Genomic DNA, 12,373 nt, shown 5'->3' on the forward strand with positions numbered 1-12,373 from the left:
GCCAGAATTCGGCGGCATGAGACTGGGAGCATCTTCACGTGGCATCACTTATCGAAAAACTTCTCCGCACCGGTGACAAAAAAACACTCCGGCAGCTGAGGAACTATGCCGACTCCATCAATGCCCTGGAAGACTCCTTCAAGACCTTCACGGATGCCGAACTCCGGGAAGAAACTGCCCGGCTCCGCGAACGCCACCAGGATGGCGAGGAGCTGGATGACCTGCTTCCGGAGGCTTTTGCCGCAGTCCGCGAAGCTTCGTCACGGACCCTGGGGATGCGCCACTTCGATGTCCAGTTGATGGGTGGTGCCGCCCTGCACCTGGGCAACATCGCGGAAATGAAGACCGGCGAAGGCAAGACCCTGGTGGCGACCGCTCCCGCCTACCTGAACGCGTTGACCGGCAAGGGTGTCCACGTGGTCACCGTTAACGACTACCTCGCCGAATACCAGTCCGACCTCATGGGCCGCGTCTACCGTTTCCTTGGTTTGACCAGCGGGTGCATCCTGGCCAACCAGGACCCGGCGGTCCGGCGCCAGCAGTACGCCGCGGACATCACGTACGGCACCAACAACGAGTTCGGTTTCGACTACCTCCGCGACAACATGGCGTGGGACAGGAACGAGCTCGTCCAGCGCGGGCACAACTTCGCCATCGTTGACGAGGTGGACTCGATCCTCATCGATGAGGCGCGTACCCCGCTCATCATCTCCGGCCCCGCGCAGGGGGACACAAACCGCTGGTACAGCGAATTTGCCAAAGTGGTCCAGCGGCTGCAGCCGGAGAAGGATTACGAGGTCGACGAGAAGAAGCGCACCGTCGGCGTCCTGGAGAGCGGCATCGAAAAGGTGGAGGACTACCTCGGCATCCAGAACCTGTACGAGTCCGCGAACACGCCCCTCATCGGGTTCCTTAACAACGCCATCAAGGCCAAGGAACTGTTCAAGCGGGACAAGGACTACGTCATCCTGGACGGTGAAGTGCTGATTGTCGACGAGCACACCGGCCGCATCCTGGCCGGCCGGCGCTACAACGAGGGCATGCACCAGGCGATCGAGGCCAAGGAAGGCGTCGAGATCAAGGCTGAGAACCAGACCCTGGCCACCGTTACGCTGCAGAACTACTTCCGCATGTACGACAAGCTCTCGGGCATGACCGGCACCGCCGAAACCGAGGCGGCCGAGTTCATGAGCACCTACAAGCTGGGCGTAGTGGCCATTCCGACAAACCGGGACATGCAGCGCATCGACCAGCCGGACCTCGTCTACAAGAATGAAACGGTCAAGTTCGACGCCGTTGTGCGGGACATTGCCGAACGCCACGAAAAGGGCCAGCCTGTCCTGGTGGGCACCACCAGCGTTGAAAAGAGCGAATACCTCTCCCGGCTCCTTGCCAAGGAAGGCATTCGCCACGAGGTCCTCAACGCGAAGAACCATGCACGCGAAGCCGCCATCGTTGCCCAGGCGGGCCGAAAGGGTGCCGTCACGGTGGCAACCAACATGGCCGGCCGCGGTACCGACATCATGCTCGGCGGCAACGCTGAGTTTACCGCCGTCGCCGAGCTCGCGAAGCGCGGACTGGACCCTGAAGAGAACTCCGAGGAGTACGAGTCCCAGTGGCCCGCCGCCCTTGAGGCTGCCAAGCAGTCCGTCAAGGACGAGCATGAGGAAGTCCTGGATCTCGGCGGACTTTACGTCCTTGGCACCGAGCGCCACGAATCACGCCGCATCGACAACCAGCTCCGCGGACGTTCCGGCCGCCAGGGCGATCCCGGCGAGTCCCGGTTCTACCTGTCGTTGACCGATGACCTCATGCGGCTCTTCAACTCAGGGGCGGCGGAACGGCTCATGAACAGCTCCGTGCCCGACGACGTCGCACTGGAATCGAAGCTGGTGTCCCGGGCAATCGCCTCCGCCCAGGGGCAGGTTGAGGGCCGCAACGCCGAACAGCGCAAGAACGTCCTGAAGTACGACGACGTCCTTAACCGCCAGCGAGAAGCGATCTACAGCGACAGGCGCCGGATCCTCGAAGGCGACGACCTGCATGAGAAAGTCCAGTTCTTCGTCGAAGACACCATCACCGCTTTCATCGACGCCGCAACGGCCGAAGGTAACGGGGACGACTGGGACTACAACCTGCTCTGGACCAACCTCAAGACGCTCTACCCTGTCAGCGTTACTCCGGACGAGATCATCGAGGAAGCCGGCGGGAAGTCCAGGCTCACTGTTGAGTTCCTGAAAGAGGAGCTGTTGTCCGACGCACGGCTGGTGTACCAGGCGCGCGAGGAAGCCATCGGCTCCGAAAGCATGCGGGAACTTGAGCGCCGGGTGGTCCTCTCCGTCATTGGACGGAAGTGGCAGGAACACCTGTATGAGATGGACTACCTCAAAGAGGGCATTGGCCTGCGCGCCATGGCACAGCGTGATCCCCTCGTGGAGTACCAGCGTGAAGGCTTCCTCCTGTTCCAGAGCATGATGGAAGCCATCCGCGAAGAGAGCGTGGGGTTCCTGTTCAATCTCGAAGTGGAAGTCACTCCTGCCCAGGACGTGGTGGTGCCGGATGCACAGGGCGGACACACCGAGCATGTCGAACCGCAGGTACGGGCCGCCGGTCTGGAAGCTCCGGAAAAGCCTGCCCAGCTGCAGTACACGGCTCCGAGCGAAACCGGTGGCACGCAGACCAGGGTAGAGACCCGTTCCTCCGGCCGTTCCGGAAATCCGGCCAAGGCGGCCGCGCAGGATGCGGCAAAGCGCCCCGCAAAGAAAAAGCGCCGCTGACCACAGAACGACCTGCCTGCCGGCCGCGGTGCCAGGCAATGAGTGCGGGCAGGGCCGGGAACAGTGGTTCCCGGCCCTGCTTTCTTTCCGCTGCGTCGTCAACCAATGACAAGTTCGGTCACCCGCCACACCTGCTTGCTTTGCTCCAGCCGGACGGCAACGGCACGGGCCCGTACGTCGTCCACCACCACTGCGCTGGCCTCGTAAATGCCGTCGGCGACCTCGCAGACCCGGACCGACCTGACAGTCGAGTTGCGATGGAGCCTTGCCAGGGCCGGACTGCCCGTACGCGTGAGCTCGCGGCGGATAAGGGCGGCCCGGTGTTGCAGGGCCGTCAGGCAACGGGGGTCAAGGCGCCGGGCAAGCTGATGGATCGGCCGGATCCCGGCAAGTACCTCCATGGCCGCCTGCACTGTGGTGCGGGTGACTGCGCGGACCTCCGCCATGTCGTCGACGGGACGCAAAGGCGTGGAAGCTGCCTGGCGGCCCGGAGACAACGGTGGCGTGGTTGGCCGGCGCGGCGCATGTCCTGCCTCCGCTCCCGGGGCCGTCCCTTGGCCCGCCCAGTTTGTGGTCTTGGCCGTGCGTATCGGTGTCACTGCACTCATTGGTTTCCCCTTGGTTGGATTGCCCGTCAGTGGGATGGCGGACGGGATCGGGCTTGGCTCGTAGGGTGTGGCCTGGCTATTCGCGGCCCGGCTATTTGTGGGCGGGTGAAGGTGGCTGAAGAATCTGTCCCGGGAGCAGCACGTCAGGGTTCTGTCCTATGAGTGCCAGGTTGGCCTGGTACCAGCGGGGCCATTGAAGCGCGATGTCCAGGTCCGAAGCACCGTGTCCCAGATGACGGGCAGCGATGTCCCACAGGGTGTCTCCCGCCTGGACGGTGACGCCTTCAACCTCCGCAGGCGCTGCTTCCCGGGTGGCACGGATGGCAGGAGCCGCAAGCAGGCCCGGATTCGCCACCGGCGGGACCGGTTGCCAGCCGGGGTGGACGGGTGGCGGTGGCGCCGTTGTTTCAACGACGGCGTGTTCCTTCCCTGTATGGACCGGCGCCACGTTGCCGGCCGGTGCTTCATTCCCGGATCGGGTCACTGCACCGGCCAGCGTCTCCGTATTGGCCGGCGGGGATTTGGCTGGATCTTGGGCTGTCGCAGTGGCAGGGCCGGCGGGCGCCGAGGATGAGTGGCCTTGCGTGGGTGCCCACACCGGGCCGGGCGCCGGTACCGAGGCGTGGGCCACGGGTCCGGCCAGGAGTTGAACGGACAGCGCGCCGAGCACCAACCGCTGCATGAAAGCGGGGGAAAGCTTCCGCGTGGCTGCTGCGGCCCGGGCTCTGCCTGTTCTGACCAGGACGGCGGTAGCGGCCGCGCACGCCAGCGACACGAACCACCAGGCCACAATGCCCGCTCCTGCAATGCCTGCTGCGGCAGCCAGATGAATCTCCACGCCGGGCAGCTGCTGCCGCGCATACGAATCCTTCCACTGTTCCAGCAGCCCCGAGCCGATGAGGCACAGCAAAAGGCCCAACAGGAGGACAGCTGCCGCTGCCACGGCGTCGGCAGACAACCGCCGTGATCCAGGCCTAGCCACAGAACTGCTCATTTGATGCAGTTTGATGTTGTTTGATACGCATAAGGAAAGTTTGAGCCCGTGCGTGCAGGTTTGTCCATACGCTGGAAAGAATTACTTGATGCATTGACCGGCCGCCCGGCCCGGTCCTACGCTGACGCAATGCGCTGGGATGCACTCTTCAATGACATGGAAAGCCAATTTGCCGAATCGGAGCGGCTTTCCCTGGACGCGGAGATCAACGAACGGACCCGGGCGGAGATGGTGGACGTCGGGCTCGCGGACCGGCTCCGCGGCGCCTTGGGGTGCCGCCTCGCCGTGCATCTCGCGTGTGGCGATGTTGTCCGCGGCGCGCTGAGCCACGCTGGCGCGGACGCCTTGGTTCTCGATGAGGAGCGGCACCAGGTCCTGGTCCCGTATGCCGCCGCTGTACGTTATGTGGGCCTGGGCAGGTTCTCCGTGGCTGAACCGTCGGCGGTGCGCAGGGGGCTGGGACTTGCGCACGCGCTGCGCGCTTTGGCACGGGACCGCGCGGAACTGGCGGTGACGTTGGCGCATGGTGCCGGTGCGGTGAGGCTGGCCGGGGTCATCGACCGGGTGGGGAAGGATTATCTGGACCTGGCGACGTTCACTCCGGGAGAGGTGCGCCGCAGCAACCAAGTCGGCCAGGTGTCAGTCATCCCCTTGGCGGCGTTGGCGGCCGTCAGGTCACGGCGGACTGGCGATTCTTAGCCGGCGGTGCTGTTGGCGCCGAAGTCCCGGACGGAGCTCAGACGGACCTGGACTTGGATTCCTGGATCATCCGGCTGGCCTCGGCGTAGCGCTCCTCGATGTATTGCTCCAGCATCTTTTCTTCAACCCGCCATTGGCCGCGGCCGCCCACCTGGATGGCCTTCAGTTCTCCACTGCGGACCAGCGCGTACGCGGCCGGCGAGTTGATCTGAAGCTGCTCGGCGACATCTGCGAGCGTTAGGAACCTTGGCATGCCTCCATTTTGCCATCGAATGGGACCTTATGCTGCTGTTATCCACAGATTGGCCCTGTTTGGCATCGTGACTTTCGTTCCAGCGTCACGGCGGTAACAATGAGGGTGTTTGGACACGGCGAGCAGGGCCGGCGCACATAGGGGGAGAAATTTTCATGGTTCCTGATTCATCCGCCACGGCGGCCAGGCTGAAACGGCCATCATGGAAGGACCCCCGCCTGCTGGTAGGTGTCCTCCTGGTCCTGGTGTCCGTGGCGGGTGTTGTGTTCCTTGTCGGCAGTGCGGACCGGACCACCGAGGTATATGCGGCCCGTGACGGCATCGCCGTAGGGGAGAGGCTGACCCGGGATAACGTTGTGCGCGCAAAGGTGCGCCTGGGTGAGACGGAGGAGCAGTATATTACGGCCGAATCAGGCATCCCCGAAGGGGTGGTGGCGGTCCAGCGCATCGGCAAGCACCAGTTGGTGCCCCGCGCCAGCCTTGGCTCAGTCGACCAACTCGACCGGAAGCCGGTAGCCCTCACCATCGAGGAAACCCTCCCGGCGCAAGCCGTCGCCGGCGCGAGGGTGGACGTTTGGGTTGCGCAGCCGGATGCCCGCAACGGATTCAGTGAACCGAAACTCCTCCTTCCCGGCGCTGAGATCGCGGAAGTAACTTCCGGCTCGACGGCTCTGGGATCATCAAAAACCACCGTCCTGATGGTGTTGGTGGAGGATGGTCAAATGCCGGCCCTTCTGGGGGCCCAGGCCAACGAGGCGAAAATCTCTGTGGTCTGGAACCCGGGCGGCGGTGCCAGGTGAGCATCCCGGTAGTTACCGTCGGCCAGAGCAGGGACGATCTGGTGGGCGGGCTCGAGCGCCTGCATGGACCGGTAACGGTGGTCAGGAGGTGCACGGAACTTCCCGAACTTCTGGCGGCGTGCCAAAGCGGCCTGGCCAGGGCTGCGGTTGTGGCGGACGGGTCCGAAGGACTGACTTCCTCGCTCGTGGACAGGCTTTCGGCAGTTGGGGTGGCAATCATTGCCCTGACTGACAACGCCGACGAAGCCGCCCGGCTGCGGTCGATAGGGGTAGCTTCAGCGCTGACCGGCGTGGAGTCCGCGGCGCTCTCGGACAGGATCGCGGAGGCGGTAGCCCAACTTACAGGGCGGGGGCCAGGTGTTGCCCGGAGAAGCGGCCCGGCTGACCCCGGGGCTGCACTGAAGTCCGTCCAGGCCGAGCCGCCGGCGGGGCCGGATGAACCGGGTCCGGGCAGGATCATTGCGGTCTGGGGGCCGGCCGGAGCTCCCGGACGGACCACCGTTGCTGCAAATATCGCCGGTGAGTTGGCTGCGGAAGGAACGGCCGTGCTTCTTGTTGACGCCGACAGTTATGGCGCCAGCATCGCGGCTGTCCTGGGCCTCCTCGATGAGTCGGCGGGCCTGGCACAGGCATGCAGGCTCGCGGACCAGGGCCTGCTGGACAGGGAGGCGCTCGAGAAGATCGCCGCGCCAGTGGCAACCAAAGCGGGCACCTTCAGGGTGCTTACCGGGATTACCCGGGCGGACCGCTGGACGGAGCTCCGGGCCTCCGCCCTTGCGCTGGTCCTCGAACGCGCCCGGGAGATTGCGGAAGTCGTTGTGGTGGATGCCGGGTTCTGCCTTGAAGCGGACGAAGAACTCAGTTTCGATACGCTGGCCCCGCGGCGGAACGCAGCCACGCTGCGGTCGCTCGAGCTGGCTGACACGCTCTACGCTGTGGGTGCCGCGGACCCGGTGGGAGTGCCGAGGCTGGTCCGTGGCCTCGCAGAGCTCGAGTTGGCTGTTCCGCAGGCATCACCCATTGTTGTGATGAACCGCGTACGCGCCTCGTCGGTAGGCAGAGGGCCGGAGAGGCAGCTGATGGATGCCTGGGAGCGGTACGGTCCCGCGTCTGAGCTTAAGGCTTTCCTTCCCTACGACGTGTCTGCGGCGGATGCCGCACTGTTGGGCGGGTCCCTGCTGCTTGAGGTTGCTCCAGATTCGTCCCTCCGCCACGCCATCCGCGATTTGGTTTGTGCATCCGACCAGCAAAATCGGAAATCCTCTGTATTTTCTTCCACAGCACGGCGCCGGGCGAAGGACTAGGCTCGCCATAAGAGCTGCAAGGGTGCAGCGAATATCTTGTGATGGAGGCGTTTGTCGATGTCGTCTGGATCCAGCGTGGAGGATCAGCCCCTTTCCCTTGTAGGCGATGAGGGCTTCGTTGGGGACTACTACCAGCACCTAGCCGAAGAGGACGCCCGAACGTACCCCCGGGACGTGCTGGTTGCCCGTGCCGACCATCACCGGGAGATCGCCTCCGTCCGGAGGCCTGGCCAGGCGAAGGTCGCCATTGCGGACGAGGAAGACAGCAGCGTGGTCTTCGTTGTCACAGATGACATGCCCTTCCTGGTGGACTCGGTCAACGCCGAACTCGTCCGGCAGCATGCCGCCATCAAGCTGGTCATCCACCCCCTCTTCGTGGCTACCCGGAACAGGGAGAGCGGCGAGCTCACCAAGGTCAGCAGGGTCCCGGCGCACCTTGGGATTTCCAGCGGCGACACGGCCGCCATGCCCAGCCTGTCCCACCTCATTGCCCAGGGTGAGAACGCCTCGCACATGGAGTCCTGGATCGCCGTCGAGATCAACCGCGTCTCGGAAGACGCGAAAGCCTCCCTCCTCGAAGGCCTTGAACGGGTCCTCAAGGATGTCCGCGCCGCCGTGGAGGACTGGCCAAAGATGCGCCAGAAGGCCATCCAAATCGCGGAAAGCCTTGACCAGACAGCCAACTCCTCGCAAATCGCCGAACTGCGGCAGGCGCAGGACCTCCTTCGCTGGCTCGACGACGGGAACTTCACCTTCCTGGGCTACCGGGAATACGACCTGGTCAACGTTGATGGGGAAGACGTCCTGGAGCTCCGTGAAGACAGCGGCCTTGGGCTGTTGCGGCCCTCCACCGACTCGCCCCACATTCAGCACCTGACGGACACCGGCCGGAAGAAGGCACGGGAAAAACGCGCCCTGGTCATCACGAAGGCAAACTCCCGCTCCACCGTCCACCGCTCGGCCTACCTGGACTACATCGGTGTGAAGAGCTTTGACGCCGCGGGGAATGTCAACGGCGAGCGGCGCTTTATCGGCCTCCTGGCAACCAGCGCCTACACCGGCTCCGTCCGGAATATTCCGATTGTGCGCGAGAAGGTTGACGCGGTGCTTCGTAGCGCCGGCTTTCCCCCGGACTCCCACTCCGGCAAGGACCTGCTGGGCATCCTGGAAACCTATCCCAGGGACGAGCTATTCCAGATTGAGGTCCCGGACCTAGCCGCCACTGCCCTCGGCATCCAGAAACTCCAGGAGCGTCGGCGCACCAGGCTGTTCCTTCGGCCTGACATCTACGGCCGGTTCATGTCCGCCGTCGTCTATCTTCCACGGGACAGGTACACCACGAACGTTCGCCTCCGCATCGAGCAGGAGCTGCGCGAAACGTTCCAGGCCGTCTCCATTGACTACGAAGCCCGCATGACGGAGTCGGCGCTGGCCCGCCTGTTCTTCCGCATCCGGCTGCCCAAGAACGCAGACATCAGCAACGTCAATGCGGAGGAGCTGGAGAAGCGCCTTGTGCGGGCTGCCCGCTCCTGGAGCGAAGGGATCGCGGAGGTCCTGCGCGAGGGGCGGGACGTTTCTGAGGCAAAGGAGCTTGCCGCCATCTGGTCGGAAGCGTTTCCCGCCAGCTACCGGGTGGACTACGAAGTCGAGGACGCACTCGAGGACATTGCACGGTTCGAGAAGTACGGTGCCGCCGCGGAACGGGCTGAAGGTACTGTCCAGGAGCGCCCCGGCGTGCACGTCTATCTCCCGGAAGGTGCGGGGGCAACACTGGAGGAGGACGCGCGGGTCAAGCTCTACATGCTGGAGCCCAAGAGCCTCAGCCAGATCCTGCCGTACTTCCACAACCTCGGACTGGAGGTCCTGGACGAGCGGCCTTTCGAAATCGAAACGGCGGACCGCCGCGACTTCTTCCTGTACGACCTTGGCCTGAAGTACCCGGCAAAGGTGGACCCGGTCTCCACGGGCCAGCTCCTTGCCGAGTCCTTCGGCGCTGCAGTGACGGGTGCAGCCGAGTCGGACAGCTTCGACCGGCTGGTGCTGCGCGAGGGTCTGCAGTGGCGGAAGATCACCGTGCTGCGGGCCTACGCGCGGTACATGCGCCAGATGGGTAACACCAACTCCTTCGGCTTCATGGCCGATACCCTGCTGGCCAACCCCCGCGTGACCAAGGGGCTGACTGCGCTCTTCGCCGCGCGCTTCGATCCTTCCCTCAACGACGAAGAGCGCAATGAGGCCCAGGCGTCCGCCCGCAAGGACCTGGACCTGGCCATTGAAAAGGTGGAGACGCTCGACGCCGACAGGGTCCTCCGCACGTTCGTCAACCTGATCGAGGCGACGCTCCGGACCAACTACTACCAGAACAAGCCTCACCTGAGTTTCAAACTCGATCCCGCCCGGCTTGAGGGCCTGCCCTTCCCGCGCCCCATGTTCGAGATCTGGGTCTACGCGCCGCGGGTGGAGGGGGTCCATCTCCGCTTCGGCAAGGTGGCACGCGGCGGGCTTCGCTGGTCCGACCGCCGCGAGGATTTCCGCACCGAGATCCTGGGGCTGGTGAAAGCGCAGACGGTGAAGAACGCCGTCATCGTGCCTACGGGGGCGAAGGGCGGTTTCTTTGCCAAGCAGCTTCCCGACCCCACGGTTGACCGCGCCGCCTGGATGGCGGAAGGGATCGAAAGCTACAAGACCTTCATCAGGGGCCTGCTGGACATCACAGACAACCTCCTCACCGAGGGTGACAGCGAAAGGCTCGTGCCGCCGTCGGACGTTGTAAGGCACGACGACGACGATTCCTACCTCGTGGTGGCTGCCGACAAGGGCACCGCGACGTTCTCCGACATCGCCAACGGGCTCGCTGCCGAGTACGGTTTCTGGCTCGGGGACGCGTTCGCGTCCGGCGGATCCGTGGGGTACGACCACAAGGCGATGGGCATTACGGCGCGGGGTGCGTGGGAGTCGGTGAAACGCCACTTCAGCGAACTCGACCTGGACACCCAGACCCAGCCGTTCACCGTGGTGGGCGTGGGGGACATGTCAGGGGACGTCTTCGGTAACGGCATGCTGTTGTCCCGCCACATCCGCCTCCTGGCGGCCTTCGACCACCGCCACATTTTCCTCGACCCCAACCCGGACGAGGAAGCCTCGTTTGCGGAGCGGCAGCGTTTGTTCGAGCTGCCGAGGTCCTCGTGGGATGACTACAACAAGTCGCTCATCAGTGAAGGCGGCGGAGTCTTCGCCCGGCAGGCCAAGTCGATCCCGGTTTCGCCCCAGGTCCGCACGGCGCTGGGACTGCCGGCCGAAACCACCGAACTCAGCCCGCCGGAACTCCTCCGCGCAGTCCTCCTTGCCCCCGCCGACCTGCTCTACAACGGCGGCATCGGGACTTACGTCAAGGCGAGCACCGAGACCAACGCCTCGGTGGGGGACAAGGCCAACGACGCGATCCGGGTGGACGGCCGGGACCTGCGCGTCAAGGTGGTGGGCGAAGGCGGAAACCTCGGCATGACACAGCGCGGCCGCATTGAAGCGGCGCTGCAGGGTGTCATCCTCAACACGGACGCCATCGACAACTCCGCCGGCGTGGACTGCTCCGACCACGAAGTCAATATCAAGATCTTCGTGGACCGGATGGTGGCTGCCGGAAAGCTGTCGGCGGAAGAACGCTCCGGCTTCCTTGCATCGATGACCGACGAAGTGGGCCGGCTGGTTCTTGAAGACAACATTGACCAGAACATCCTGCTGCTGAACGACCGGACCAAGGTGGCCGAGTGGAGCCCGAGCTACGAACGGCTGATGGACTGGCTCGAGAAGACGGCCGACTTGAAACGGGACCTTGAGGCGCTTCCCTCCACCGAAGCGCTCCGGGAGCGGCTGCAGCAGGGCCAGGGGCTGACATCTCCTGAACTGTCTGTACTCGCCGCGTATGCCAAGATCGAGCTCGCGACGGCACTGCGGGAAAGCGACCTGGCAGACGACCCCTGGTTCAGGCAGACGCTGCGCGCCTACTTCCCCGCGCAGCTGCGGGAGCGTTTTGACGCTGAACTGGACACCCACCCGCTGCGGCGCGAGATCATTGCCACTGTGGTTGCCAACGACATGATTAACCTCGGCGGCATCACGTTCGCGTTCCGGGTGATGGAGGAAACGTCGGCCAGCGAAGCAGCGGTGGCAAAGGCATTCGTGGCCCTGCGGGAGATCTACGAGCTGGACCGCATGGTGGGGGAGCTGAACAGCCTGCCGGCATCCTTCCCCACCGAGCACTGGAGCGCCGTCCATCTGGACATCAGGCGGTTGCTTGACCGTGCAGTCCGCTGGCTCCTGGGCCAGGGCACGGTCTCCCGGCCGATAGCCGACGTCGTGTCGGAGTTCAAACCCGTGATGGAGCCGATGCGGGCCCACCTGCTGGACTACCTGCGGGGTGATGACCGGGAACGGGTGGCAGGCTGGCTGGAGACAGCGCGTGAATGGGAGCTGCCGGAAGGCCTCGCCCTGCGATGGGCGGAGCTTTTCGAGAGCTTCGTGCTGCTGGACATTGCCAAGATCGCGCATGGGCGCAAAGAGCCCGTGAATGAAATCGCGGCCGTCTACTACACCGTCTTCAACCGGTTCCACGCCGACTCGCTGCTGGAACGGATCAGCAGCCTGCCCCGGCAGGACAGGTGGCAGGCCCTGGCCCGGGCGGCCCTGCGGGATGACCTGTACTCCACCATCTCGGACATGACGATGGCGGTGCTGGACGCCACCGCTGCCAGCGACTCGCCGGAGGCCCGCCTGAAGGACTGGGAGGCTCAAAATGCCGAGCAGCTGAGCCGGGCCAAGTCCATGTTCGACGAGGTCAATTCACTTGAGGCCGACGATATGGCGTCACTGTCGGTAGCATTGAGGCTCTTGAGGTCAATCGTTCGACGCTAGCCAAGCCGGCGTCGCAAATGGAGGTGC

Annotated in this window: 8 protein-coding genes; 5 read left to right on the forward strand and 3 right to left on the reverse strand. The window is 64.5% G+C overall.

The window, feature by feature from the left end:
- Positions 1–38: 38 nt before the first annotated feature.
- Positions 39–2,777 carry a preprotein translocase subunit SecA gene (secA, locus tag GK109_RS17030; RefSeq protein ID WP_323056581.1) on the forward strand — a complete coding sequence of 913 codons (2,739 nt, stop codon included), beginning with the start codon at positions 39–41 and terminating at the stop codon, positions 2,775–2,777.
- Positions 2,778–2,875: 98 nt separating this feature from the next.
- On the opposite strand, the gene GK109_RS22140 is transcribed toward secA, so the two are convergent.
- Both GK109_RS22140 and GK109_RS17040 read right to left on the reverse strand, forming a co-directional pair.
- Positions 2,876–3,385: an Rv3235 family protein gene (locus GK109_RS22140; protein WP_231754889.1), complete on the reverse strand. Its 510-nt coding sequence runs from the start codon at positions 3,383–3,385 to the stop codon at positions 2,876–2,878.
- A gap of 91 nt (positions 3,386–3,476) precedes the next feature.
- Complete coding sequence (locus GK109_RS17040) at positions 3,477–4,379, reverse strand: LysM peptidoglycan-binding domain-containing protein (RefSeq protein ID WP_157241762.1); 903 nt, start codon at positions 4,377–4,379, stop codon at positions 3,477–3,479.
- 129 nt (positions 4,380–4,508) lie between these two features.
- Here GK109_RS17040 and GK109_RS17045 point away from each other — a divergent pair, with 129 nt between their 5' ends.
- Positions 4,509–5,078 (forward strand): hypothetical protein, encoded by a 570-nt coding sequence (locus GK109_RS17045; protein WP_157241763.1) that lies wholly within the window; start codon positions 4,509–4,511, stop codon positions 5,076–5,078.
- Between the two features lie 37 nt (positions 5,079–5,115).
- Here GK109_RS17045 and GK109_RS17050 read toward each other — a convergent pair whose 3' ends face one another.
- On the reverse strand, positions 5,116–5,331 hold the full coding sequence (locus GK109_RS17050; RefSeq protein WP_009356834.1) for a helix-turn-helix domain-containing protein: 216 nt from the start codon (positions 5,329–5,331) through the stop codon (positions 5,116–5,118).
- A 155-nt stretch (positions 5,332–5,486) separates the two neighbouring features.
- Between GK109_RS17050 and GK109_RS17055 the strand changes: the two genes are divergently transcribed.
- From GK109_RS17055 to GK109_RS17065, 3 genes are read left to right on the forward strand one after another with little or no spacing between them, the layout of a single operon-like run.
- Positions 5,487–6,131: a hypothetical protein gene (locus GK109_RS17055; protein ID WP_157241764.1), complete on the forward strand. Its 645-nt coding sequence runs from the start codon at positions 5,487–5,489 to the stop codon at positions 6,129–6,131.
- Positions 6,128–7,435: a CpaE family protein gene (locus tag GK109_RS17060; protein ID WP_370460661.1), complete on the forward strand. Its 1,308-nt coding sequence runs from the start codon at positions 6,128–6,130 to the stop codon at positions 7,433–7,435. Before GK109_RS17055 ends, GK109_RS17060 begins: the two co-directional genes overlap by 4 nt.
- Before the next feature lie 57 nt (positions 7,436–7,492).
- Positions 7,493–12,346: an NAD-glutamate dehydrogenase gene (locus tag GK109_RS17065; RefSeq protein WP_157241766.1), complete on the forward strand. Its 4,854-nt coding sequence runs from the start codon at positions 7,493–7,495 to the stop codon at positions 12,344–12,346.
- Positions 12,347–12,373 lie beyond the last annotated feature (27 nt).

Origin of the sequence: Pseudarthrobacter sp. GA104, from assembly GCF_009741265.1 — a bacterium.
GTDB lineage: Bacteria > Actinomycetota > Actinomycetes > Actinomycetales > Micrococcaceae > Arthrobacter.